Raw genomic sequence first — 26,547 nt, 5'->3', positions numbered from 1 at the left:
AAAAATAAAAATCGAGAGGTATTATATATTATGTCTAAGATTATTGGAATTGATTTAGGAACTACAAATTCAGCTGTTGCCGTTATGGAAGGTGATGCTCCAAAGGTTATCACAAACCCAAATGGTGGACGTACAACACCATCTGTTGTCTCATTTAAGAATGGTGAAGTGCAAGTTGGGGATACTGCAAAGCGTCAAGCTATTACAAACCCTGATACTGTATCTTCAATTAAGTCTCACATGGGTGAGGCAAACTATACCGTTGATATTGATGGTAAGGAATACAAGCCACAAGAAATTTCAGCTATGATTTTGCAATATTTGAAGGGTTACGCTGAAGACTATTTGGGTGAAAAGGTTACTGAAGCTGTTATCACAGTGCCTGCTTACTTCAATGATGCACAACGTCAAGCAACTAAGGATGCTGGAAAGATTGCTGGGCTTGATGTAAAGCGTATCATCAACGAACCAACGGCTGCTGCTTTGGCATACGGTCTTGATGGTGATGACAAGGATGAAAAGGTTTTGGTCTATGACCTTGGTGGTGGAACATTTGACATTTCAATCCTTGAATTAGGTGATGGTGTCTTTGAAGTTTTGTCAACAAATGGTGATACACATCTTGGTGGTGATGACTTTGACCAAAAGATTATTGACTGGTTGGCAGATGACTTTGAGAAAGAAAATGGCATTGACTTGCGTGATGACAAGCTTGCCCTACAACGTTTAAAGGATGCTGCTGAGACAGCTAAGAAGACTTTGTCACAAGCAACGGAAGCACAAATCGACTTGCCATTCATTACTGCAACTGATGCTGGTCCATTGCACATTCAAAAGACTTTGACACGTAGCCAATTCAACCAAATGACGGCTGAACTTGTTGAGCGTGCTGAAGGACCTGTTAAGGCTGCTTTGAAGGATGCTGGACTTTCAATGAATGATATCGATAAGGTTATTTTGAACGGTGGATCAACACGTATCCCTGCTGTTCAAGAATCTGTTAAGAAGTTGACTGGTAAGGAACCAGACCACTCAATCAACCCTGATGAAGCGGTTGCTTTGGGAGCTGCTATCCAAGCTGGAGTTTTGACGGGTGATGTTAAGGATGTCGTTTTGCTTGATGTGACACCTCTTTCACTTGGAATCGAAACAATGGGTGGTGTCTTCACAAAGTTGATTGATCGTAACACGACTATCCCAACTTCAAAGTCACAAACATTCTCAACTGCTGCAGATAACCAACCAGCCGTTGATATCCATGTTTTGCAAGGTGAGCGTGCGATGGCTGCTGATAACAAGACTTTGGGACAATTCCAATTGACAGATATCCCAGCTGCACCACGTGGTGTGCCACAAATTGAAGTGACATTTGATATTGACCGTAATGGTATCGTTTCTGTTTCTGCCAAGGATCTTGGTACTAACAAGGAACAAAAGATTACCATCCAAGATTCAGGTTCACTTTCTGACGAAGATATCGAACGTATGATGAACGATGCTAAGGCTAACGAAGAAGCTGACAAGCAACGCAAGGAAGAAGCTGACTTGCGTAATGAAGTTGACCAATTGATCTTCAGTTCAGAAAAGACACTTGAAGATGTTGGTGACAAGGTAAGTGATGACGAAAAGAAGCCTGTTGAAGATGCTGTTGAAGCATTGAAGGCAGCTAAGGAATCTGATAACCTTGATGATATGAAGGAAAAGAAGGAAGCTTTGGAAAAGGTTGCTCAAGAATTAGCGATGAAGCTATATCAACAACAAGCTGACCAAGCACAACCAGATGCTGATGCTACCAATGATGATGGCACAGTGGATGGAGAATTCACAGACGAATCAGATAAGTAATCTGGAACATCTTATCGTTACACAGACACAAAACGGGGCTCGGGCCTCGTTTTGTGATACATAAAATAAAAAAGGAGGGGATGCCGCATGAACAATTCAGAATTCTACGATACATTAGGTGTATCTAAAGACGCATCTCAAGATGATATTAAAAAGGCTTATCGTAAGCTGTCAAAGAAGTACCATCCAGATATCAATCATGAAGAAGGTGCTGAAGACAAATACAAGGCCGTTCAGGAAGCCTATGAAACTTTAGGGGATGAACAAAAGCGTCAAATGTATGATCAGTATGGTAAAGCTGGTGCTGATGGTGGTTTTGGCGGTGGTCAAGGCTTTGGTGGTTTTGGCGGCTTTGGCGGTGGTCAAGGCGCCCAATTCAGCGGTGATTTGAATGATTTGTTCGAGCAAATGTTTGGTGGCGGATTCTCTTCTGATCCAAATCGTCCGCGTCAAGGACGTGATTTGCAGTACCGGATGAACCTTACTTTTGAAGAAGCGATTTTTGGTGAAGAAACAACCATCAACTATACCCGTCAAGGTGAAAATGGTGAACAAGAGCGTAAAGAACTCAAAGTCACGATACCAGCGGGAGTGGAAGATGGTCAGCAAATGCGCCTAGAAGGTCAAGGTGAAGCCGGAACTAATGGTGGACCTTACGGTGACTTATATGTCGTCTTCTATGTTTCTGCCTCAAAGGATGGTTTTGATCGTGACGGTGGTACGATTTATTCACGTGTTGCCATTGACTATCCAACCGCTGTGTTAGGTGGTGAAATTTCAGTCAAAACGGTACATGGTGATGTTTCTTTGAAGATTCCAGCAGGAACGCAAACTGAAACGAACTTCCGTTTGCGTGGTAAGGGTGCTCCGTTGATGCGTGGTAACAATAATGGTGATCATATTGTAACGGTATTCATTGATGTGCCAAAGAAATTGAATAAAGACCAAAAGAAGGCTTTGACAAACTATCAGGAAACTTTAGATGGTCAAGAAGCTAAGCGTGGCTTGTTTGGTAAATAAACAGAAATAAAAGTAGAACCGTTTCGTGCACTTGGGCATGGGATGGTTTTATTTTTTATTTCTTTAAGGTTTAGTCGTTATATTAATTAAGGAGGCTCAGGATGTTATTATTGGACTTTAAACTAAGTGTCGTAGGGATGCCGTTGGATCGTCCACTTTTTATGCATGATGGGCCAAATCAGATAGCACCGGTGATGCTAGCTGGTGTTGATATAGATACAGCTTTTTTAAAAATAACGGAACAGCCAGATTCTGGCATGGTCTTGGAAGACCTGTTAGCTTTGTCTGATTCGCTTGAAATTGTTGGATTGGACGAAGCTGGTAATTCAGTCAGAATTTATGGTTACCAAGTTCAATCGGAAAAATTGGTGCTAGGCTAAGGAGCAAGCGATGAAAAAGAGCACAATGTATTTTGCATTCTCAACAGTATTGCTAATTCTTATTGGCGTCGGATATGTTTGGATGCAAGGGGATTTGTCAATTAATGGGCAAACTGGTGATAATAAAAGGCGCGAGAAAGTGTCTGAATCCAGTGTTGTCTATGATGTCCCTAAGTCGGATTTGAAATCTAAAAATTTTGTAAAAAACGCGATGCCAACTCAAACGGGCGATTACACGGTTACGCGTCAAGGCGTGCGGGTACGTTTGGCAGAGGATAAACCGCTAAAAGGTGAAGTGACAAGTGGGCCGGTAAGTTATAAGTTAAGACGCATTCAATTGTTGGAGAATGAAGCACGAACTGGTGAAGCACAAAACGTTGTCCGTAAGACGTTGAACACACCGGATTTGCCTAAGAATTATACAGCTGCCGAAATCCACTATGACATTACCAACAACACTAATCAGACGATTTTGACAGACGGTGTTGCGACAGTTTCGTATGGATACAAGGATGTCATGACAACTTTAGGTGGACTCATTAATGGTGCTGAATTGAGCAATGAAGGTGTGGCGCCAGGATCCACTCAAGAAGGATATGCGATTGTTTGGGTGCCAAAGCAATCAGTAAAGGATTTTAAGACCTTTAACATTGAATTTGCGTCAACGTATAATGCCGATGGTCGCGAAGTGAGTGAGAAGACATCAAAGATAAAAGTAAATGTCTAAAATGTTTTGAATCGTAGAAAACGTACGCAAGTCTTGTTTTAAATGTTAGAATAGTATAAGTCTAAAACCGCTTTTAGGCGGTTTTTTTATGTGAAATTAAGATGGAGGAACAAGTAATGCAACTTGAATTCTTAGGAACAGGGGCAAGTGTCCCGGCGCGTTTTCGTAATGTGACGAGTATTGCCTTAAGGTTACTTGATGAATTGAATTCCGTTTGGCTATTTGATGTTGGCGAGGGAACACAGATTCAAATGTTGAGTTCAAGTATTCGTCCTCGAAAAATTGATAAAATATTTATTACCCATCTTCATGGTGATCATATTTTTGGATTACCAGGTCTATTAGCATCTCGGTCGTTTCAAGGTGGCGATGACACCATGACAATCTATGGTCCAAAAGGGATTAAACGTTTCGTTGAGACAAGTCTACAGGTGTCACAGACGCATTTAACATATCCACTAGCTTTCGTTGAAATTGACCCTGTAGGGGGTGTTGTTTTTGAAGACGATAAAATGACGGTTACTGCTAAGCCGTTGGATCACAAAATCCTATCTTTTGGTTATCGTATTGATGAACACGATATGGTGGGTGAGTTACAAGTTGATAAATTAAAGGCTTTGAATGTGCCGGCAGGTCCACAATACGGACAATTAAAAAATGGCAATGATATCACGCTTGCAGACGGAACGCTTATTAAAAGTGCCGATGTGATTGGACCGGCTAAAAAAGGCCGTTCTGTTGTTATCTTAGGAGATACGCGCAAGACGGATGAGGCTGCTGAATTAGCTGAGGGGGCGGATGTCCTTGTGCATGAATCAACGTATGGTAAGGGCGAAGGGAAAAAAGCGCGTAACCACTATCATGCGACTAGTCTACAGGCAGCGGAAATTGCTGAAAAAGCACATGTTGGACGACTATTTTTAACGCATATTTCAGCTCGATATGCGGGAAAGTCAGCTAGTGCCCTTGCGTATCAAGCTCGGACTATTTTTGAGAATACGCGTGTTGTCAATGATTTTGATGTGTTTGAAATACCATATGGTGAACAGACTAATAGTAAGCCGATTAAAATTGACCATGTGATTGAAGATCAGGAAGGTTAGTGATGATTGAATCGAAGTATGCATGGCAACTGGTGGCTCCGGATGACCAGCTCGTTAAGACGTTGGAAAACGACTATCAACTGCCAAATTTAGTGGCTAAATATGTTGTAAACCAAGGTTTAAAAACCCCAGAAGAAATTCAAGCCTTTTTGCAACCAGGTATGGAAGCTTTGTATGATCCTGCAGAACTAGCAGGGATGGATGCGGCAATTGCACGTTTAATGCAGGCGATTGAATCTGGTGAAAGTATTGTGGTTTATGGAGACTACGATGTGGATGGTATGACCAGTACCGCAATTATGTTTTGGGCCCTTGAAATTATGGGTGCTCAAGTTGATTACTTTGTACCAAGCCGTTTTGAACAAGGGTACGGACCAAACTTAGCGAAGTATCAAGAACTTGCCGCTAATGGGATGCAACTCTTAGTAACCGTCGACAACGGCGTGACGGGAGCAGATGAGATTGCGTGGCTGAAGTCACAGGGGATAGACACGATTGTAACGGACCATCATGAGTTACCGGAACAACTTCCCGACGCAGTGGCGGTCGTTCATCCGCGCTTACCACGTGAGGCACCAAGCTATCCCTTTGGTGACCTTTCAGGAGCCGGGGTGGCCTTTAAAGTTGCGTCAGCATTGCTTGAAGCACCAGCAGATGAAGTTATTGACCTAGCTGCGCTTGGTACGGTTGCGGATATTATGCCGCTCGTTGATGAAAATCGTATCATTGTTGCGCAAGGTCTTATGGCGATGCGGGAAGATGCACGCCCAGGCGTTGCAGCAATCTTGTCTATTGCTGGAAAAAATCCAGAAGACTTAGATGCAATGAGTATTGGCTTTACAATTGGACCACGCTTAAATGCGATTGGGCGGTTAGACAATCCGATGCTGGGGGTTCAGTTGTTATTAAGTGATGAACCTGAGGAGGCTGAAACGTTGGCCCAACAGGTTGAAACACTCAATCAAGAGCGTCAAATGCTGGTCGAAGATGTTACAAACGCTGCGACTCAAATGTTAACAGATCAGGCAACGACGCATGCGGTAAATGTCGTAGTGGGCGAAGGTTGGCATGAGGGTGTTCTCGGTATTGTAGCAAGTCGATTAGTTGATGCGACTGGCAAACCATCCATCGTATTATCGAGTGATGGCACACAAGCTAAAGGATCTGCTCGTTCCATTGATGGGTTTGATTTGTTTACGCCGTTGGATCAACATCGGGAACTTTTCACTGCTTTCGGTGGGCATGCCGGTGCAGCTGGTATGACGTTACCGCTTGACAATGTTGGGCAATTACAAAAAGTCCTAGATGAAGCGGCGGTTGCCCAAAATCTTTCAGAAAAAGGCAAAGCAGATCTCTCGATTCTCTCGCAAATGGATGGAAGCGATTTTAATCGAGAAACATTCGAGACGCTTCAAATGCTCGGACCATTCGGTGAAGGAAATCCAGAACCGATTTTTGAAATTAATGTGAGTGCCGTTCAACAGGTGAAAACGATGTCGGATGGGAAACATCTCCGTTTCACAGCGGTGACTGATCAGGGGAATTTACCCGTTATTGGCTTTGGTTTTGGAGCGACTGCTGACCAACTACAGGGTCATTTCCAAACAATTAAACTTGTTGGTGCGATGAGTGAGAACGTTTATCGTGGGATGACAACGTACCAGCTCATGTTGAAGGACTTGCAAGCGGAAGGCTCTTCAATCATGGATTGGCGAACAACTAAGTTAACCCGTCAACTTTTGCAACAAAATGCAGATTATATCTTTTTTAATAAGAAGAATTACGATCAATTGGCCGGTCAGGTCGGTGCGAATGGACGGGCTATCTTTATTGATGATGCCTACAATTATACGCAGCTTGGTACCTTAGCCTTGGTCGATTTACCTAATTCATTGGATGAGTTGGGTGAATTACTGAATTTTGTGCCGGCGCAGGCAATTGCGCCAATTTTTTATACCAAAACACCGACATACCTACAAAAAGTACCTGATAAAGCTGATTTTGGTAAGGTGTTCCGATTTGTACAATCGTTCCAAAATGTGAATTTGTCTGGTCAATTTAAACAGGTTGCCAATCATTTACAAATGGACCAAAGTATGTTGAATTTAATATTTAAGGTGTTTTTAGAAGCTAACTTTGTTACAATAGAAAATGGTTTTTTGAATCCTGTTACAAACCCTAGTACGGTAGATTTAACGGAAACGAAGGCCTATAAGGCGTTTATGAAGCGTCGTGAACTTGAAAAGCAACTTATTTATAGTTCGACGGCAGAACTTGAGACGTTACTTTCAGATTTGAGTAATCAGGAGAAATAAAGTACATGTTAGATTTACATGATTATATTAAAGCGATTCCTAATTTTCCGGAAGAAGGTATCATTTTTCGAGACATCACACCGCTCTTAGCGGATGGAGCAGCTTATCAACAAGCGACTTCAGAAATTGTCGCCTATGCAAAAGCACGTGATGTGAATGTCATCGTTGGACCTGAATCGCGTGGTTTCTTGGTTGGTGCACCTGTTGCGAATGAAATGGGACTAGGTTTAGTTCCAGCGCGCAAGCCTGGTAAATTACCACGCGAGGTTGTTTCTGAGAGTTATCAACTTGAGTATGGTACAGCCAGCCTAGAAATGCATACAGATGCAATTAAGCCAGGTGATAAGGTTTTAATTACCGATGATTTATTGGCTACTGGTGGGACAATCGAGGCGACCATTAAGTTGGTTGAAGCGCTTGGTGGAACTGTGGTTGGCTTAGCTTTCTTTATTGAACTAGCCGGTCTTAAAGGCCGTGAACGCTTAGACGGCTATGATATTCTCGCTTTGCTTGAATACTAAACATATCAAGATAAAATAAAAGCCCGTTACGTTAATTTAGCGTAATGGGCTTTTTTATTGAATGTTTGGACGATATAGACTTTTGACTTTACCTAATATCGTTAAGGAACGTGAGATTACTGGCGTGAGTTTGGTGTTTTCAGGTTCAAGTCGAAAATGGTCAGCCTCATGAAAAAAACGATAGACTTGCTTGGGGTGTTCAGGTAAGTCGACTAAAATAATGTCACCATCCTGAGCAGTGTCTTGCCGGTGGACGATTAGCATATCTCCAGGCAAAATTCCTAGTTCAATCATGGTTTCATTTTGTTGGGCAACGATGAAGAAAGCATCTTGATCGGCGATTAATTGTTCAGGAACAGGAATGTAATCAACATGATCTTGATTTTCAATGTTATTATCTGGGTCAAAGCGCGGAACCATATTTAGGGATGCTGGGGCTTGCTCTAGCACTCGTAATCCGCTAGGGGTCACATGAAAAGAGCGAGATTTGGTCGCTTTTTTTGTTAGTAATCCTTTTTTGATTAGGCGATTGATGTGACCATGCACGGTTGCGGTTGAGGCTAAGTGGACATGTTCGGCAATTTCACGTACGGTTGGGGCATATCCAGTCATTGTTTGTTGTTCATGGATGTACCTGAGAATTGCAATTTGATTTGATTCAGCCATTTAGTTATGCTCGTTTCACATTTTTTAATATAATAAGCCAAAAAATGGATAATTGCCAGCCGAAATTGAGAAATTCATGTTAAAATATATGGTAGAAGACTAGAAGGAGACGTGATAGCGATGGCTGAAAATGAAGATAAGCATGTAGAAGAAGTCGATTTAGAAATTGATCCTGTCAACACAGAGGATATTGAACACGATGCTTCTGAAGCAGAAGATAGTCAAGCACCGGTGGATGATCACATGGTTGCTGTTCGTGAACGGATTAATGAATTAGCTGCTAAAGCTAAGACTGATGAAGGATTGACCGAGGAAGAAACGAAAGAACGCGCTGACTTACGTCAAGAGTTTTTAGAGAACTTCCGGAAGTCATTCCGTTCGCAAATTGAAATGTTACAAGTTTATGATGACGATGGTAATGAAGTGACGCCTGAAAAGGTGCGCCAAATCCAACGTGATAAAGGTTTGCGTGACGACTAATTGGCGTAACCAATGCTATAAAAATTAAGAATTAAATGGAGAGTATCATGAGTACAGGAATTTGGATTTTGATTGTTGTTGTAGCAGCTTTGCTAGGGGCTGCTGGTGGTTTCTTTTTGGCTCGTCGCACAATGGAGAGCTACTTGAAGAAGAACCCACCAATTAGTGAAGACATGATGCGTTCAATGATGACGTCAATGGGGCAAAAGCCTTCACAAAAGAAGTTGAACCAAATGATGGCGCAAATGAAAGCCCAATCAGCTCAATCAACTAAGAAGTAAAATAAAAAAGGTTACCCAGCGGGTAACCTTTTTTTATTTTGCCTTTGGATCAACATAGACGAAGTTAGGGTCTAGTTGTGTATCTAAGGTTTTAAATGCATCTGTTAATTGTTTATCAATTGCGGCAGTTGTGTCATCGTTTAATTTCATTTTTTTATCGATTGAGATGGGTTCGCCAACTCCGATTGCAACGCCTCCACGTTTAAATGGGTTAAACAATTCACCCAAAGTTAGCGGTCCTTGATAAACAACTGGAACCAGTGGCTTACCTGATGTTTTGGCAATGACAACTGAACCACCCTTTAACTTTTGCGAGTGACGTGATCCAGAAGGGAACATAATCAAGCTTAAGTCAGTTTTCTTTAAAATGTTGACAGGTGTTTTGATTGCTGAAAGTCCTGGATTTTCGCGATCAACTGAAAAGGCATTGGCATGGACTAAAATCCAGCGTAAAATAGGGTTCTTAAAGAGCTCTTTTTTAGCCATAAAGGCAAAATGCTTGGGCCAGGCCATCATGGCAAAATAAATCATATCCCACAGGGCACGGTGCGGTCCAACAATAATATAGTTGCCAGTCGTGGGTAGGTTTTCTTTTCCCACAACGCGATAGCGACCATTAAATACCCAAAGAACAAATGTGACGACATAGCGTCCGACTGTATAAAACATAATTAACCTCCTGATTGTGACAATATATTATCCCACACGGGTTTGCGTATGGCAATGGATGAGAAATGGAGTAAGGGAATGGATGTAGAATTAAAACCAGGTGAACGTATTGATATGTTGTATCAAGATCAGGTTCACATTATTCAAAGTAAAGATGTTTTTTCATTTTCGCTTGATGCTGTTTTGTTAGCAAACTTTGCCAACCCAAGAAAAAATGGGCGTGGCTTGACGGTTGATTTAGGGAGTGGCAATGGGGCCATTCCATTATTCATGGCACACAAGGTGCAAGGGCAAATCGTGGGTGTAGAAATCCAACCTGAATTAGCCGAAATGGCCCGACGCTCAGTTTCAATGAATCAACTTGAAGATAAGATTACCATTAAAAACGAAGATATGCGGGATATCTTTAGTGATATTCGTCCGGGAAGTGCCGATACAGTTGTCTCAAATCCGCCTTACTTTGCAGTCGATTCCGAAAAGACGGTGATGAAAGAAGATGAACATTATGCGATTGCTCGCCATGAAATCAAGGCTGACCTCACGCTTGTGACGAAAACTGCCAATAAGTTGCTGAAAAATAAAGCACACTTTTATATGGTGCATCGTCCAGATCGTCTTTTTGAAATTCTAGATGCCTTGCGAGCAGCACATCTATCGCCTAAAAAATTGCAATTTGTTTATCCTAAACCAAACTCCGAAGCCAATATTGTTCTAATTGATGCAATCAAGGATGGGGATGGTACAGGTGCACGTATTTTACCACCAATCATTACACACAATCCCGATGGTAGCTATCGTCAAGAAATCCTCGATATTTACGAAGGCAAAAACCAAGATGACTAAACAGTACTATATGTATGTCTTGTTAACGGCTGATGGTTTATTTTACGGTGGTTTTACTGATGATGTTGGTAAACGTCTAGCGACGCATAATGCAGGTAAGGGCGCTAAATTTACGCGGCCTAAAGCCCGGCGCCCATTACGATTATTGTATGCAGAGGCGTTTGATAACAAAAGTGATGCGCTTAAGGCAGAAGCGGCCTTTAAGAAACTAACGCGATCGAATAAAGAAATATTCTTACACGAACGAGGCGTCTTTGATTTTTAGACTTGCAGTCTGTTTGGAAATCATGTAAAATATCTTATTGTTCGTGAAATCGGACAAAATACGCACTAATTTCAATAGTTTGGCAGGTGCCCCAACTGGGTCGTCGAATTACAGGCGAAATTAGGTGGAAAAACATCTGGAGGAAGATATACTCATGGCAGTAATCTCAATGAAGCAATTGCTTGAAGCTGGTGTCCACTTCGGTCACCAAACACGTCGTTGGAACCCAAAGATGCAAGAATTCATCTTTACGGAACGTAACGGAATCTACATCATCGATTTGCAAAAGACAGTTAAGTTGGTTGATAAGGCTTACAACTTTATGCGCGATGAAGCAGCTGATGGTGCTATCTTCTTGTTCGTTGGAACTAAGAAGCAAGCACAAGACGCTATTGCTGAAGAAGCAACACGTGCTAACCAATACTTCGTTAACCACCGTTGGTTGGGTGGAACTTTGACAAACTGGGAAACAATCCAAAAGCGTGTTGCACGTTTGAAGGAATTGCGTGCCATGTCTGAAGACGGTACTTTTGAAGTATTGCCAAAGAAGGAAGTTTCATTGTTGATCAAGCAACGTGAAAAGTTGGAAAAGTTCTTGGGTGGTATCGCTGACATGCCACGTATCCCTGATGTTATGTACATCGTGGATCCACACAAGGAACAATTGGCTGTTGAAGAAGCACACAAGTTGAACATTCCTATCGTGGCTATGGTTGACACAAATGCTGATCCAGACCAAATCGATGTTATCATCCCATCTAACGATGATGCTATTCGTGCCGTTCGTTTGATCACTGCTAAGATGGCAGATGCAATCATCGAAGGTAACCAAGGTGAAGACTCAGTTGAAGAAGAATTGACTGCAGTTAACGCTGAAGAAGACGGTCGTGTTGACACAATCGTTGACTTGACTGAACTTGTTGAAGGTAACAAGGAAGTTTAAGTGAAATAAAACTACAAGTCTCGTGCTTGTAGTTTTTTTTTATCAATTCACAGATACTTTTGAAGATATTGTGAAAATCGCTAGAAATTTCGCCGAATTTCAGTTATACTGAATTAGAAAAAATTATGCATTAAACAAGGAGACCACAAAAATGGCAATTAAAGCTGCTCAAGTTAAAGAATTACGTGAAATGACTGGTGTTGGAATGATGGACGCCAAGAAGGCTTTGGTAGAAACAGACGGAGATATGGAAAAGGCCGTTGATGTTTTGCGCGAAAAGGGAATGGCAAAGGCTGCTAAGAAGGCTGATGCTGTTGCTGCTGAAGGAATGACATTCGTTGTTGAAGCTGGAAACAAGGCTGCTATCATCGAATTGAACTCACAAACTGATTTCGTGGCCGGAAACAAGGAATTTAATGACTTGTTGAAGACTGTTGCGCAAACAATTGTTGATAACGAACCAGCTGATGTTGAAGCTGCTTTGAGCTTGGACATCGATGGCGAAACAATGAACGAATTGATCATTCACACAACTCAAGTGACTGGTGAAAAGATTACATTGCGTCGTTTCCAAGTTATCGAAAAGCAAGACGGTCAATCAATGGGTATCTACTCACACATGGGTGGACGTATCTCAGCTATCGTACTTATCGATGGTGCTGATGACGAAACTGCTAAGGACGTTGCTATGCACGTTGCAGCTATCAACCCTAAGTTCATCTCAAGCGACCAAGTGCCTGAAGACCAATTGGCACACGAAAAGGAAGTCTTGATGAATGCTGAAGACCTTGAAGGTAAGCCTGAAAACATCAAGGAAAAGATGGTTGAAGGACGTTTGAAGAAGTATCTTTCAGAAATTTCATTGAACGACCAACCTTACGTTAAGGGTGACGGTAAGGAAACTGTAAGCGAATACGTATCATCTAAGGGTGGTAAGGTTGTTGAATTCGTTCGCTACGAAGTTGGTGAAGGTATGGAAAAGGCTGAAAATGACTTCGCTGCTGAAGTTGCGGCACAAATTGGTTAATCCGAACTAGTAGAGGATAGATAAATCATGGCAAATGTTAAATATAAGCGTATTTTATTGAAATTATCCGGTGAAGCCCTTGCTGGAGAACGTGGTTTTGGGATTGATCCTGAAACTGTGACTCAAGTTGCGGCTGACATCAAGGATGTCTATGAGCTTGGAATTGAAATTGCCATTGTTGTTGGTGGTGGAAATCTTTGGCGTGGTGAAGCCGGTGCCCAAATGGGTATGGAACGCGCCCAAGCTGACTATGTTGGTATGTTAGGAACAACAATGAATGCCTTAGCATTGCAAGATGCTTTGGAATCAGCCGGTGTCCCAACACGTGTCCAAACAGCGATTGAAATGCGCCAAGTTGCCGAACCTTACGTTCGTCGTAAGGCTGTCCGTCATTTGGAAAAGGGTCGTGTTGTTATTTTTGGTGCCGGAACCGGTTCACCATACTTTTCAACAGACACCACTGCCGCATTGCGCGCAGCTGAAATCAATGCTGAAGCCATTTTAATGGCTAAGAATGGTGTTGATGGTGTCTATTCTGCCGATCCTCGTACACATCCAGATGCAACTATGTTTGAATCATTAACGCACGAAGATATCATTGATAAAGATTTAAAGGTTATGGACTCAACTGCCTCAACCCTTGCACGTGATAACGATATTAACTTGGTGATTTTCAATATGAATACAGCAGGTAACATCAAGCGTGTGGTTGAAGGTGAAAACGTTGGAACTACCGTGGAGGCTAGTCATTAATGGCAAACGAAATTATTGAGCAAGCGCAAGACAAGATGGCTAAGGCCAACGATGCTTTGCGTAAAGAATTAAGTGAAATTCGAGCTGGGGTGGCAAACCCTTCAATTTTACGTAATGTCAATGTTGATTACTATGGTGCCGAAACACCATTGAACCAAATTGCATCAATTTCTGTACCAGAAGCACGCGTGCTTTTGATTACACCTTTTGATAAGTCTGCTCTAAAGGACATCGAACAAGCTTTGTTCGCTGCTGACCTTGGATTGACTCCTGCTAATGATGGTTCAGTGATTCGTTTGGTGATTCCTGCTTTGACTGAAGAAAGTCGTAAGGACTTAGCTAAAGAAGTTAAGGGAATTGCTGAAAAGTCAAAGGTGGCTGTTCGTTCAGCTCGCCGAGACGCCATGGATGCAAGCAAGCGTGCTTTGAAAGATGGTGATTTGTCTGAAGATGAAGCCCACCAATTAGAAGACGATATCCAAAAGGCAACTGATGCTGCAACTAAGCAAGTTGATGAAATTGCTGCGGATAAAGAAAAAGAATTACTTACAATTTAATTTCAACTTAAAAAAAGCAGTTATCAGGTCAATGGCCTGGGACTGCTTTTTTGTCTAATAACTATGATGTAAGGGAAGAACAATGCAGAAAAAAAGAATTCACGCCATTGATATTGCTAAAGGCATGGCAATTCTATTGGTTGTTTTTGGTCACGCCGTACAAGGGATTAATTCAAGTGAACACTTAGGCTTTACGACTGCTTGGAGTTCCATTTATATTACGAAAGCAGTGATTTATTCATTTCACATGCCTGCTTTCTTTATCTTGAGTGGTCTATTTGTCAATCATTGGCTACAAAAACCAACGAGGGTCGCTTTTTGGGATAAAGTTAAACGGTTGGTTTATCCGTACTTTGTTTGGTCTATTATTTTAGGAACGATCATGCAGGTTGTTCAAAAATATACCAATGGTGGGTTGGGCTTTAAAGAAGTCATCCAAGCACCAATCGTGCCTTTTTCCGAATATTGGTATTTATACTTGCTCTTCTTCTTCTTTATGACCTATTTAGTGGTTGCAAAGCTTTGCCCACGTGGATACAAACCATTGTTACTCATTATTGGAGCCTTGTTATTTATCGGATACCCATTTTTCCCAGATGTCTGGATTTTAATCAAGTTTAGTAAGTTCTTTATCTTCTTTGCTTTAGGGACCTATTTATTGGAGTTCTTTACGGCTGAAGAAAAGCGAAACCATACGTGGATTGGCTTTGGGCTTAGTACGGGCGCATTTATTTTTGTTGAAACATTATATATTCTCATCCTGCGCGCCAATCATGTTGTATTAAGTAACTATACTTGGTTTTTTACGGCAATTATTGGAACGGCGATGCTTTGTTTTGCTGCTAAATTAATTGCGACGCAAGCAAATCACAGGTCAGTAAGAGCGTTAGAATATACGGGTGTCATTTCGATGCAAATTTATGTGATGCATATTATTCCGTTAGCTGGAACACGAATCTTCTTACTTCGTTTTGTGCATGTTACGAATTTATGGTTAGTCGCGATGATTATTTTCATGGTGGCTTTGATTTTTTCATATCTTGGATCATATATCATTAAGCGGTGTCATTTAAATGAATGGTTGTTTGCTGAGAAATAAAAGTCTTTTCCAATCGTTGCAGCTTAAGGTAGGATTTAAAAATAATATGTATTATTTGTTTCGAGAATGTTATAATTGTGTATTATTAAAGCTTTGAAACGAGGGAATTAAGCATGGCTAATGAATATAATTCACGTTCGGAACGTCGCGAACATGAAGAAGAAGAACACCGGCATCAAGAAACCACTGGGGCGGCAACTGCCAATGCAAATGGGTCTGGACCAAAAAAGCCTCGTCATAAAAAAAGTCCATGGCGCTGGTTGCTATATCTTTTAATTTTGATTGTGATTGCACTCTTTGTTTTTGGTGGCATGCTCTATGCTAAGTCAAAAGGTGCGGTTGATAGTTCATACAAGCCTTCTAACATCAAGAAAGCGCGGGATGTCGATCAAGTCTTAAAGGATGGTAAGCCATTCTCAGTTTTGCTTCTAGGAACTGATACGGGTGAATTTGGTCGGGACTACAAGGGTCGTACCGATTCAATGATGTTGGTTACCGTTAATCCAAAGGAAGAAAAGACGACTATTATGTCAATTCCGCGTGATTCATTGGTCGCCGTACCAGGACACGAAAGTGAATTCCCTTCAAAGATTAACGCTGCCTATGAATTCGGTTCTTCGGCTGCAATCATTAAAACCGTACAAGATTGGTTGAACGTACCCATTGATTTCTATGCCTTAGTTAACATGGGTGGTTTGGAAAAAGTGGTTGATCAAGTTGGTGGTATTGAAGTGACGTCACCTTTGACCTTTGATTTCAATCCTGAAACTGCACATTCTGAAGGTGATAATCTTTATCACTTTACGAAGGGGTCATCAACCTTCACGCATACTAAGAACGGAAAGACCACCACATCTAACACAATGAATGGTGATGATGCCTTAGCGTTCTCAAGAATGCGTTATGCTGATCCAAACGGAGACTATGGTCGTCAAGAACGTCAACGTTTAGTAATGCAAGGTATCCTAGATAAAATCAAACAAAACCCAACAAAGGTACTTTCAAGTAACTTTATTGAAGAAATTGGGAAGTCAACGCAAACTGATATGACATTCGGAGATGTTATGAAGGTCGGTACCAAGTATATAAGTGCGGCGAATAATATTGAGTCTGACCACATTCAAGGAAATGGTTACAACCTTTCATCTGGATCTACCGAAGTTGTTTATCGTGGTGAACAACAACGTGCCACGGATGTGTTACGCAAATCATTAGATTTGAATCCAAAGCAAACTGGAAACCTTTATAGCGGTGATGTTTCAGACGAAACAATTGTTGCGAATGGGGTACCAACACTTGCACAGTCAGAAGCATTGTCAAATAAGGATGGCGATACAGCGGATATTGCCCCACAAACTGATGGCGTTGCAACGGGCTCTGCCGGTGGAACAGTATCAAATTAATCGAAAAAGCATTGAAGTATAGGCTTCAATGCTTTTTTGTCTATACCAATTTGAAATAAGCAGCCATAAAATCTCGTGTTTAAAGCCCTAACTATACCAATTCAATCAATTGGTTCGTTGACTATACCATTATTCAAATTGTATAATAATGAAAGTGATAAAATCAAACAACGCATAATAGCGCATTTTAAAGGAGATTACACATATGTATTGTGGAATTGTTGGATATACAGGGTTAAACTACCAATCTGCTCCCATCTTATTAAAGGGACTACAAAAATTAGAATATCGTGGTTATGATTCAGCTGGAATTTTTGTTCCAGATGTTGCTGATAACATGGACCAATTGGTTAAAGAAAAGGGTCGTGTTGCAGAATTGGTTGACCTTGTTGATCGTTCAGATGTTTCAGGAACTGCCGGAATTGCGCACACACGTTGGGCAACTCATGGTGTGCCATCAGTCGAAAATGCTCACCCACAAATGAGTGCCAACGAGCGTTTTTACTTGGTTCACAACGGGGTGATTGAAAACTACCTTGAACTAAAGCACAAGTACTTGACTGATGTACCATTCGTTTCTGATACAGACACTGAAGTTGCTGTACAATTAGTGGCTAAGTTTGTTGAAGAAGGTTTGACAACATTTGAAGCTTTGCAAAAGATGACGAGTCTGCTTGCTGATAACTCAGCTTATGGATTCTTATTGATGGATGATCAAGAACCAGATACGATGTATGTGGCTAAGCGTAAGTCACCACTTTTGATTGGAATTGGTGAAGACTTTAACGTTGTTACTTCAGACGCCATCGCCATGCTTGACGAAACACATGACTTCATTGAATTGAATGATGATGAAATTGGTGTGATTAAGCCTGAATCTGTTCGTTTGTTCAACCGTGAAGGTGAAGAAATTACCCGTGAACCTTTCCACGTGGATATCGACGCTTCTGAAACAGATAAGGGAACGTACGAATATTATATGCTTAAGGAAATTGATGAGCAACCTGTTGCCATCCGTCGCATGTTGGATAAGTATTTTGGCGACACTGGTGAAATCTTGATTGGTGACCAAATTTTGAATGATATTAAGGCCGCTGATCGTATCTATATCGTCGCAGCTGGTACGTCATACCACTCAGGTCTAATTGGGGCCCGCATGTTTGAAAGTTGGTCAGGTATTCCAACTGAAGTCCATGTTTCATCTGAATTTGCATATGAACAACCATTGCTTTCAGAAAACCCATTCTTTATCTTCTTATCACAATCAGGAGAAACAGCTGATTCACGTGAAGTTTTGCAAAACGTGAACCGCGCTGGATTTAAGTCATTGACGATGACTAACGTTGAAAAGTCAACACTTTGGCGTGAAGCAACATATGCTTTGCCATTGATGGCTGGTCCTGAAATTGCTGTTGCCTCAACGAAGGCATACATTGCGCAAGTTACATTGCAAGCCATTTTGGCCTATGCATTGTCAGATCGCATTGACCTTGATCTTGAACAAGAACTATCAAAGATCGCTGTTGATATTCAAGCAATTGTTGACGATAAGGCTGTCTTTGAGAAGGTTGCTAATGAATTATTGGTACCAGCACACAGCGCCTTTTACATTGGTCGTGGAGCTGATGCCGACGTTTCATTGGAAGCGGCTTTGAAGTTGAAGGAAATCTCATATGTACAAGCTGAAGGATTCCCGGCTGGAGAATTGAAGCACGGTACATTGGCTTTGATTGAAGATGGTACACCAGTGATTGCTTTGTTGACGCAACCAAAGACTGCTGGATTGGTTCGTGGAAATATTGCTGAAACACAGGCACGTGGGGCTAACGCGTACACGATTACAACAAAGGCTTTGGCTGAACCAGGTGACACGGGCTATGTCCTACCTGATGTTGATCCATTGCTTGCACCCTTGTTATCAGTTGTGCCAACACAACTTTTGGCCTACTACACATCATTGGGCCGTGGTTTGGATGTTGACCATCCTCGTAACTTGGCTAAGTCAGTGACTGTGCAATAAACACATCAAAATAAAAAGTTCGATTGGTTGCAACCAGTCGGGCTTTTTTTGTGGTTAGATGGATTCGTCAGTTCAGAGCAGGGACCTAATTTCTTTAAATGAAGCCCGCCGATTATCCTAAATATTTGCTATACTAAAGAGAAAGAAAAAAAGGAGACCACATATGAAACTGGCGACACTACCCAAAGAATTTCAAGATGCCTTACCTATTTTAGAGACAATCGAAGCTGCTGGCTATGAAGCCTATTTTGTTGGGGGTTCTGTCCGGGACACCCTCTTGGGTAAGCCAATTCATGATGTGGACATCGCCACGTCGGCTTTTCCTGCTGAAATTAAAAGTTTGTTTAACAAGACAGTTGATACCGGCATTGAGCATGGAACAGTCATGATTTTGGACCATGGAACTGGTTATGAAACAACGACATTTCGAACAGAATCAGACTACACGGATTTTCGACGCCCTGATTCAGTATCTTTTGTTCGTTCGTTGAGTGAAGACTTAAAGCGCCGAGACTTTACAGTAAATGCACTGGCTTTAACTGCAAGCGGCGAAGTGATTGACCATTTTGGTGGGCTAGATGATTTGGATAACCATGTGTTGCGGGCAGTTGGTGAACCGTCAGAACGTTTCCACGAAGATGCTTTACGGATGATGCGAGCCGTTCGTTTTGCAGCTCAATTAAATTTTGAAATCGAATCAAATACCCAACAAGCCATCCTTGACCATGCGGCCTTGTTGGCCAATATATCAATTGAACGGATTAATGTTGAATTTACCAAGTTATTACAAGCGCCAGCAGCGACCTATGGTATTTTAGAAATGCTTAAAGGTCATTTAAATGCATATATGTCAGGCTTGGCTTCATCTGATATCGATTTAATTGGTCTAGCTGAATTAGAAGAGACGGCGCAACCACAAGATGACGCCCAAGCATGGACGTTATTAGTTTTTGAATTAGGATTAACGCCTGACGATGCGGGGATTTTTCTGCGTAACTGGAAACATAGCAAAGACTTAATCAAAACAGTTCAGACGAGCATTACGCTACTAAACGCACTTCGGTTAGGCGAAGTGTCTGATTGGGAGTTGTATCAAGCTGGACCAGCCATTCAAACGGCGTTAGCAGTCGTAGCCTTGTCAGAACTACCAATTGATGGTCAGGCCTTACAGGTGCGCTATCAAGCCCTGCCAATCCACAGTCGTGCAGAATTAGCTATTACTGGTGGTGACTTGGCAAAAAATTTGCAGCAAAAGCCCGGACCATTGTTCGGAAAAATCTTAAATCAATTGGAACATGAAGTTGTTCTAAAACAAATTGCGAATTTGAACTCGGCGTTAGTTTATCGCGCAATTGAACTGATGGGAAAAGAGAAAAAATAACACATGAAACAATTTAGAGCAGAAAATTTAACAAGCATCTATGGGGAGAAGACGCTCTTAGATCACGTCTCATTTCTAGTTGAGACGGGTGATCGTATTGGTGTCATTGGCGTCAATGGATCTGGAAAGACGACACTGTTAAATGCCGTTTCTGGTGCTGTACCTGCCGACTCGGGGACAATTGAGACACCAAATGATTACTCGATTGGGTATTTAAAGCAAGATCCTGATTTGGATGAAGACAAAAAGGTTTTGGATGCCATCTTTTCCGGGGCACAACCAGTTTTCCAACTCATTCGGGATTATGAGGCGGCCTTAGAGGCATATTCAGCAAATCCAGAGGACAGTAAGGCAGAACAACGCTTTACTAAGTTACAAAGTCAAATGGATCAAGATGATGCATGGTTAGCAGAATCTGAAGTGAAGTCAATTCTGACCCAGTTACATTTACCGGATTTAGACTTAAAGGTTAGTCAGTTATCTGGTGGACAAAAGAAGCGTGTGGGACTAGCGCAAGTTTTGATTCAAGCGCCAGATTTATTATTGTTAGACGAACCAACCAACCATTTGGATTTTGATTCAATTGCATGGTTGGAAAAATATTTGAGCGAGTATCGTGGAGCAGTTATGACCGTGACCCACGATCGCTATTTCTTAGATCATGTGACAAATCGCATTTTTGAATTATCATTTGGACACTTATATGAGTACACTGGAAATTACCAAGCTTTCGTGCAGGCCAAAGCTGAACGCGTGGCAGCTTCAAAAGTAGCAGATCATAAAAATGAACAAATGTACAAAAAAGAGTTAGCTTGGATGAAAACAGGGGCCAAAGCCCGATCAACCAAGCAAAAAGCGCGTGAAAACCGTTTCTCTGAATTAGCTGACCAACGTGGAACCCTGCAATTGGATGATGAAGTTGAAGTCTCTTTAGGTCAGTCACGACTTGGGAAAAAAGTGATTAACGTTGAACATGCTGATTTAGCTTTTGACGGTCGGGTCATTTTGAATGACTTCAATGAGTTAATTCAAGCCAATGAGCGCATTGGGATTACTGGACCAAATGGAACGGGTAAGTCAACGCTATTAAATGCGATTGCTGGCCGACAAAAATTGGATTCTGGGATTGTTGAAATTGGTGAAACCGTCAAGATGGCATTTTACACGCAGCAAACCGAGCCGATTCCCGAAGATAAGCGCGTCATCGAGTATTTAAGTGACGTGGCTGAAGCAATTGTTGATCAAGATGGGAACCGGGTTTCGGTGTCTGATCTTTTGGAGCAATTCCTATTTCCAAGTATGATGCATGGTACCTTGATTCATAAGCTTTCTGGTGGGGAGAAACGACGTCTGTACTTATTGAAACTGCTTATGCAGACGCCGAACGTTTTGCTCTTAGATGAGCCAACTAATGACTTAGATATCAGCACATTAACAGTGTTAGAAGATTACCTTCAAAAGTTTGTTGGAACTGTCATTACGGTTTCCCATGATCGTTATTTCCTAGACAAGGTCGCTGATAAATTATTGATTCTACACGGTGGTGGTGAAATTAGTCGCTACAATGGGTTGTTCTCGGATTACCTTAAGCAGTATGGCGCACCAACCTTAGAAAATGCACCTAGTCGCCAAAAGACGGAAACACCGCAAAAGGAAGCGAAAGCAAATCCTACACCAGAAGCTGATAAACCCAAAAAGAAAAAATTGACTTGGGCTGAGAAAAAAGAATGGGAAACCATTGAAGATGAAATTGCACAATTGGAGACAAAAGTCACTGAACTAGAAACAGCGATGGTTGAAAATGGTGCTGACTTTAGTAAATTAAGTATTTTACAACATGACTTTGATGAGACTAATCAAAGTCTTGAAGCGAAAATGAACCGTTGGGAAGAACTATCAGAACGAATTGAGGATTAAAGATAATGACTAAGATTACGTTAATTTGGGCGCAAACAAATGATGGGACCATTGCGTTGAATCGCCAAATTCCTTGGCATGAGAAAGACGATCTTAAAATTTTTAAAGCTTTGACTGTAGAGAAGGTTGTTGTGATGGGGCGTCATACGATGGAAAGTTTCAATGGTCGTCCATTACCAGAACGTATGAATCTCGTATTAACCCACGACGAAAGTTTAGAAGTCCCTATGGGATTCCAAAAAGTCTATAGTATCGAGTCAGCGTTGACGATAGCTGAAGAATCAGGGACTGATTTGGTAATTATTGGTGGTAAACCAGTTTATGAAGCTTTCATGGACCTAGCCAGTGATTTATATGTGACTTATTTGGATACTGATTTTACTGGGGATGTTAAAATGCCAGTTGTTGACAAGACGGAATGGCAAGGAACTGAATATGCACATGGTGTGACAAATGAAGAAAATGACTATGATTATAGTGTGATGCATTACACGCGTCGCTAAAAATTGAGATTTTCTTCACAAGAAACATGACATTCTGAGATGATAAGCGTACAATAAAGGTATCTTGAAGTTTAGGTGGTAAGATTCATGAAGTATTTAACATTATTTTTTTGGATGTTCATTTTAGGTGAAGTTGTTGGATATATTTCCAGCGCACTTATGGGTGTCAGCTATGATGCGACAGCAGTTTCATTGTTCTCAGCAATTATTGGAACGGTGGGGGCGGTCGTAGAGTATTATATTTCAAAATCAGCCGCACCTAAGCCACGTGAACATTAAATGGCATTTTTAAAAAGGTCAATCTCTTGTAGATTGGTCTTTTTATTTTGGCTTTAAAGGATAAATTAATGCTATGATAAAAGAACACAATTCAAATTAGAAAGGGGGCGCAAAAAAATGGTGCCACTCAAAACACGTTCGGCCTTTAGTCTTTTAAAGAGCCCCACATTACCATCTGATCTTGTGCAAGATGCACAAGCGAAGGGCTATCAAGCGATTGCCTTAACGGATGAAAATACGTTATATGGGATGGATAATTTTTACCGGTCTGCTAAAAAAGCTCAGATTAAGCCAATTCTTGGGTTAACGGCTAGCCTAACAGGAACACAACTTTCTCAAAACTTTCCAATTGTTTTTCTGGTTGAAAATCAGACAGGATACACCAATTTGTTAGCAATCAGTAGTCGTTTAATGACGACTGATGAACCCCCACGTTTAGCGGATTTACAACCTTATTTAGCAGGCTTATATGTCATCTTTCCGGAGATTAGTGAACTATCAGTATTGGCTAGTTCAAATCAGGCAGCGGCGACAGACTTGCTTCAAACGACACAAGACTTGGTGCCAAAAGACCATTTATTTATCGGCGTGACCCCACAAATGCCAACTGATCAACTCACACTCTATCGTCAGTTAGCTGAGAGCTATCAAACGCCATTGGTTGCCATGGGTGAAGTTGCCTATGCGACACCTCAAGATGGTTTTGCGATGCAAGTTGTCGAGAAAATTGGACTAGGGGAAACCATTCAAAATATTGGTCAAGCGCAAGCTACGCCAGCTGAAGCATATTTACCAAGTGTGGATGATTGGACGAACCAATTCAAACAAGCTGGCCTGCAAGAGGCTGTGCAAATGAGTGATTGGCTGGCTGAACATAGTCACTTTGAGCCTGTTGTACAGGAAATTAATTTACCATCAATAGGGTTACCCGCTGATACGACGGCTCAGGCATACCTCACTGAATTGGCCCAAGCTGGCTTAGAACAGCGTATTGCAAATCCAAATGATGAATATGTTACACGCTTAGAATATGAGTTATCGACTATTGATGAACTAGGCTTCAACGATTATTTCTTAATTGTTTGGGATGTGATGAATTACATGCATCAACAGGATATTCGCACCGGACCAGGACGTGGATCGGCAGCGGGATCATTAGTTGCTTACGCACTGGGTATTACCGATGTTGATCCAATTCAATATGATTTACTTTTTGAGCGTTTCTTAAATCCGCAACGGGCTCAGATGCCAGATATTGATATTGATATCCCAGATAATCGCCGTGAGCAAGTTTTAGAGTATTTGCATGATAAATACGGGCATGAGCAAGTCGCACAAATCATTACATTTTCAACAATGAGTGCACGCGCCGTTATTCGTGATGTGGCTCGTGTGTTTGGACTATCACCGGCGCAAATTGATCAATTAGCTAAGACCATGCCACGTCAACCAAATCTGACGTTACAAGCGGCTTTTGAGGAATCACAGTCATTTCGTAATGCATTATTTGACTTGCCAGTTGATGGTGAGCTCTTATTTGATACGGCCAAGCGATTAGAGGGGCTCCCACGTAATGCATCATTGCATGCGGCTGGAGTCGTTCTTTCCGCCACGCCGATTGAACAAACAATCCCGGTGCAACTGGGTGAAGATGGGCGGTTGGTGACGCAACTACCAAAAGGTCCAGTCGAAGCTTTAGGCCTATTAAAAGTTGATTTCTTGGCCTTATCAAATTTGAATATTTTAGATACAGCCTTGCGTGAGGTTCAAAAACAAGATGCCGAATTTGATATTCAAACGATTGATTTAAATGATGGACAGACCCTAGCCTTATTTCAACAAGGCAAAACGAATGGCATTTTCCAATTCGAATCAGCGGGTATGAAAAACATGCTGATTCAAATGCATCCTGATAGTTTTGAAGATATCGTGGCGGCAAATGCCTTATTCCGACCGGGTCCAAGTCAAAACATTGGTCATTTTATTGCGCGTAAACATGGGCAAGAAGCGCAAGATGTGCCTGATCCAAGTTTAGCGGATATCTTAGCACCGACATATGGCATTATTGTTTATCAGGAACAGGTCATGCGTGTGGCTGAGCAATTTGCTGGCTTTACTTTAGGGGAAGCCGATTTATTGCGCCGTGCGATGTCAAAAAAAGATGCCAACAAATTGGCAGATATTAAAGTTGATTTTATGGCTGGTGCTGAAAAGCAGGGGCATGATGTACCAACAGCTGAGCAAGTTTATGGCTACATTGAAACATTTGCACAGTATGGATTTAACCGATCACATGCCGTTGCCTACTCTAAGTTGGCTTTCCAATTAGCGTATGTGAAGGCACACTATCCGTTGGCTTTTTACAAAGCGGTTTTGAATGACGCAATTAATGATAAAACCAAAGTGGCCGCCTATATCGCTGAAGCACGTGAAGTCGGCGTCCAAATTAAAGGACCTAGTTTAAATCAAAGTTGGCAAGGCTACAGTGTGAATCAACAAGGCCAACTACAGATGGGGTTTGCATCAATTTTGGGACTGCGTCGTGATTTTCGTGAGGCTATTCTTGAAGCACGTAAGCAGTTAGGTGGTTTCAAGGATTTGACCCAGTTTATTGGTAGTTTGCCGAACAAATATCGCAAAGTCGAGCAACTTGAGCCACTCGTATATGCTGGTGCGCTTGATGATTTTGGCTATAATCGTCGTTCCATTTTGGAGTCCTTGCAAGGTTACTTAGACGCGGTTGGGCTAGCAGGTGATTCAATGTCACTCTTTGAAACGTTGACGCCAAAAGTGCGTGAACTCGCTGAATTTCCAACAGAGGAACGTTTGGCCTATGAATATGATACTTTGGGTGTTTATTTAAGTGGACATCCGATTGAAGCCTACTTAGGACAGCCACATTCAGATATTAATACGTTAGTCGCTGGGTTAGACCAAGCCACTGTGATTGGCTATGTGCAAAATGTCAAAGTCATTCGAACCAAAAAGGGTGATCAAATGGCGTTTGTCGATGTCATGGATCTAACCGGAACCTTGTCGATTACTGTATTTCCTAAATTGTACCAGCAGGTGGGCAATTTACTCGAAAAAGGAACAACGTTACGCATTCAAGGTAAGGTTGAGCAGCAACGTGGGCGTGATAGCTTGCAGCTGATTGCTAATCAATTGCAAGCTGCGCAAGCAACTAAACCACAAGTCGTCGTTGATGAAGTCCCAGCAGATGGACGGTGGTTTTTACGAATTCCTAGTGCGATTGATCCAAATATGGTGTACCAAAAACTTCAACCAATTTTGGCGCAACATCATGGTAAGAATCAGGTCATTATTATTGAAGAAGCAACTGGGCGAAAGGTTGCCTTAGAGGCTAACCAGGGGTTAACAAATGAACCTCAAGTGCAGCTTGACTTACAACAAATTGTGGGAATTAACAATGTGGCTTTTCAAAATGCAAATTGATGTATGAGGTGAGTGCTAACGGCTCACGCAAATCAGTTGATAAATGTGAGATTATTTTAATCTTAGACTACATTCAAGGCATGACTTGCGTTAC

The 26,547-nt window shown here is 41.7% G+C and carries 25 protein-coding genes; 23 read left to right on the top strand and 2 right to left on the bottom strand.

What is annotated here, in order from left to right:
* Positions 1-30: 30 nt before the first annotated feature.
* The 7 genes from dnaK (at position 31) to IE337_RS05385 (ending at position 7,911) form a co-directional block, all read left to right on the top strand.
* Positions 31-1,845 (top strand): molecular chaperone DnaK, encoded by a 1,815-nt coding sequence (gene dnaK, locus IE337_RS05415; RefSeq protein WP_191136084.1) that lies wholly within the window; start codon positions 31-33, stop codon positions 1,843-1,845.
* 87 nt (positions 1,846-1,932) lie between these two features.
* Complete coding sequence (locus IE337_RS05410; RefSeq protein ID WP_191136083.1) at positions 1,933-2,865, top strand: DnaJ C-terminal domain-containing protein; 933 nt, start codon at positions 1,933-1,935, stop codon at positions 2,863-2,865.
* A 101-nt stretch (positions 2,866-2,966) separates the two neighbouring features.
* Positions 2,967-3,245: a hypothetical protein gene (locus IE337_RS05405; RefSeq protein WP_191136082.1), complete on the top strand. Its 279-nt coding sequence runs from the start codon at positions 2,967-2,969 to the stop codon at positions 3,243-3,245.
* 10 nt (positions 3,246-3,255) lie between these two features.
* Entirely contained in the window at positions 3,256-3,972 is a 717-nt protein-coding gene (locus IE337_RS05400) for a hypothetical protein (protein ID WP_191136081.1), read from the top strand.
* 116 nt (positions 3,973-4,088) lie between these two features.
* Entirely contained in the window at positions 4,089-5,075 is a 987-nt protein-coding gene (rnz, locus tag IE337_RS05395) for a ribonuclease Z (RefSeq protein WP_057744211.1), read from the top strand.
* A gap of 2 nt (positions 5,076-5,077) precedes the next feature.
* Positions 5,078-7,390 (top strand): single-stranded-DNA-specific exonuclease RecJ, encoded by a 2,313-nt coding sequence (gene recJ, locus IE337_RS05390; RefSeq protein ID WP_191136080.1) that lies wholly within the window; start codon positions 5,078-5,080, stop codon positions 7,388-7,390.
* A gap of 5 nt (positions 7,391-7,395) precedes the next feature.
* On the top strand, positions 7,396-7,911 hold the full coding sequence (locus tag IE337_RS05385; protein WP_057744204.1) for an adenine phosphoribosyltransferase: 516 nt from the start codon (positions 7,396-7,398) through the stop codon (positions 7,909-7,911).
* 54 nt (positions 7,912-7,965) lie between these two features.
* Here IE337_RS05385 and lexA read toward each other — a convergent pair whose 3' ends face one another.
* Positions 7,966-8,577, bottom strand: coding sequence for a transcriptional repressor LexA (gene lexA, locus IE337_RS05380; protein WP_191136079.1), 612 nt, complete (start codon positions 8,575-8,577; stop codon positions 7,966-7,968).
* A 243-nt stretch (positions 8,578-8,820) separates the two neighbouring features.
* Between lexA and IE337_RS05375 the strand changes: the two genes are divergently transcribed.
* Both IE337_RS05375 and IE337_RS05370 read left to right on the top strand, forming a co-directional pair.
* A complete protein-coding gene (locus tag IE337_RS05375) occupies positions 8,821-9,057 on the top strand; it encodes a DUF896 domain-containing protein (RefSeq protein WP_057744639.1) in 237 nt (78 codons plus the stop codon).
* A gap of 47 nt (positions 9,058-9,104) precedes the next feature.
* Positions 9,105-9,338 (top strand): YneF family protein, encoded by a 234-nt coding sequence (locus IE337_RS05370; protein WP_057744195.1) that lies wholly within the window; start codon positions 9,105-9,107, stop codon positions 9,336-9,338.
* Between the two features lie 33 nt (positions 9,339-9,371).
* Here the strand turns inward: IE337_RS05370 and IE337_RS05365 are convergent, their stop codons facing one another.
* Entirely contained in the window at positions 9,372-10,007 is a 636-nt protein-coding gene (locus tag IE337_RS05365; RefSeq protein WP_057744193.1) for a lysophospholipid acyltransferase family protein, read from the bottom strand.
* A 78-nt stretch (positions 10,008-10,085) separates the two neighbouring features.
* Between IE337_RS05365 and IE337_RS05360 the strand changes: the two genes are divergently transcribed.
* The 14 genes from IE337_RS05360 (at position 10,086) to IE337_RS05295 (ending at position 26,453) form a co-directional block, all read left to right on the top strand.
* Positions 10,086-10,850, top strand: coding sequence for a tRNA1(Val) (adenine(37)-N6)-methyltransferase (locus IE337_RS05360; protein WP_191136078.1), 765 nt, complete (start codon positions 10,086-10,088; stop codon positions 10,848-10,850).
* The gene (locus tag IE337_RS05355; protein ID WP_191136077.1) at positions 10,843-11,115 is read left to right on the top strand and encodes a GIY-YIG nuclease family protein; all 273 of its coding nucleotides are present in this window, start codon (positions 10,843-10,845) and stop codon (positions 11,113-11,115) included. The genes IE337_RS05360 and IE337_RS05355 overlap by 8 nt, the downstream gene beginning before the upstream one ends.
* Positions 11,116-11,269: 154 nt before the next feature.
* The gene (gene rpsB / locus IE337_RS05350) at positions 11,270-12,058 is read left to right on the top strand and encodes a 30S ribosomal protein S2 (RefSeq protein WP_057744182.1); all 789 of its coding nucleotides are present in this window, start codon (positions 11,270-11,272) and stop codon (positions 12,056-12,058) included.
* 151 nt (positions 12,059-12,209) lie between these two features.
* Complete coding sequence (gene tsf, locus IE337_RS05345) at positions 12,210-13,085, top strand: translation elongation factor Ts (protein WP_191136076.1); 876 nt, start codon at positions 12,210-12,212, stop codon at positions 13,083-13,085.
* Positions 13,086-13,112: 27 nt separating this feature from the next.
* The gene (gene pyrH / locus IE337_RS05340; RefSeq protein ID WP_057744177.1) at positions 13,113-13,838 is read left to right on the top strand and encodes a UMP kinase; all 726 of its coding nucleotides are present in this window, start codon (positions 13,113-13,115) and stop codon (positions 13,836-13,838) included.
* Positions 13,838-14,395, top strand: a complete 558-nt coding sequence (frr, locus tag IE337_RS05335; RefSeq protein ID WP_057744175.1) for a ribosome recycling factor — start codon at positions 13,838-13,840, stop codon at positions 14,393-14,395. Before pyrH ends, frr begins: the two co-directional genes overlap by 1 nt.
* Positions 14,396-14,477: 82 nt before the next feature.
* Positions 14,478-15,494, top strand: coding sequence for an acyltransferase family protein (locus IE337_RS05330; RefSeq protein ID WP_057744172.1), 1,017 nt, complete (start codon positions 14,478-14,480; stop codon positions 15,492-15,494).
* Between the two features lie 113 nt (positions 15,495-15,607).
* Positions 15,608-16,897 carry an LCP family protein gene (locus IE337_RS05325; protein ID WP_191136075.1) on the top strand — a complete coding sequence of 430 codons (1,290 nt, stop codon included), beginning with the start codon at positions 15,608-15,610 and terminating at the stop codon, positions 16,895-16,897.
* 205 nt (positions 16,898-17,102) lie between these two features.
* A complete protein-coding gene (gene glmS / locus IE337_RS05320; RefSeq protein ID WP_191136074.1) occupies positions 17,103-18,917 on the top strand; it encodes a glutamine--fructose-6-phosphate transaminase (isomerizing) in 1,815 nt (604 codons plus the stop codon).
* Positions 18,918-19,080: 163 nt separating this feature from the next.
* Positions 19,081-20,298 carry a CCA tRNA nucleotidyltransferase gene (locus IE337_RS05315; protein WP_057744167.1) on the top strand — a complete coding sequence of 406 codons (1,218 nt, stop codon included), beginning with the start codon at positions 19,081-19,083 and terminating at the stop codon, positions 20,296-20,298.
* Between the two features lie 3 nt (positions 20,299-20,301).
* A complete protein-coding gene (locus tag IE337_RS05310) occupies positions 20,302-22,215 on the top strand; it encodes an ABC-F family ATP-binding cassette domain-containing protein (RefSeq protein ID WP_191136073.1) in 1,914 nt (637 codons plus the stop codon).
* A gap of 5 nt (positions 22,216-22,220) precedes the next feature.
* Entirely contained in the window at positions 22,221-22,718 is a 498-nt protein-coding gene (locus IE337_RS05305) for a dihydrofolate reductase (RefSeq protein WP_191136072.1), read from the top strand.
* A gap of 87 nt (positions 22,719-22,805) precedes the next feature.
* On the top strand, positions 22,806-22,997 hold the full coding sequence (locus IE337_RS05300; protein WP_057744160.1) for a YjzD family protein: 192 nt from the start codon (positions 22,806-22,808) through the stop codon (positions 22,995-22,997).
* 117 nt (positions 22,998-23,114) lie between these two features.
* Positions 23,115-26,453, top strand: a complete 3,339-nt coding sequence (locus IE337_RS05295) for a DNA polymerase III subunit alpha (protein ID WP_191136071.1) — start codon at positions 23,115-23,117, stop codon at positions 26,451-26,453.
* Positions 26,454-26,547: the final 94 nt, after the last annotated feature.

This window comes from Weissella viridescens, from assembly GCF_014789145.1.
GTDB classification, from domain to species: Bacteria; Bacillota; Bacilli; order Lactobacillales; family Lactobacillaceae; genus Weissella; species Weissella viridescens.
This window is presented reverse-complemented; position numbering and strand designations above follow the sequence as displayed.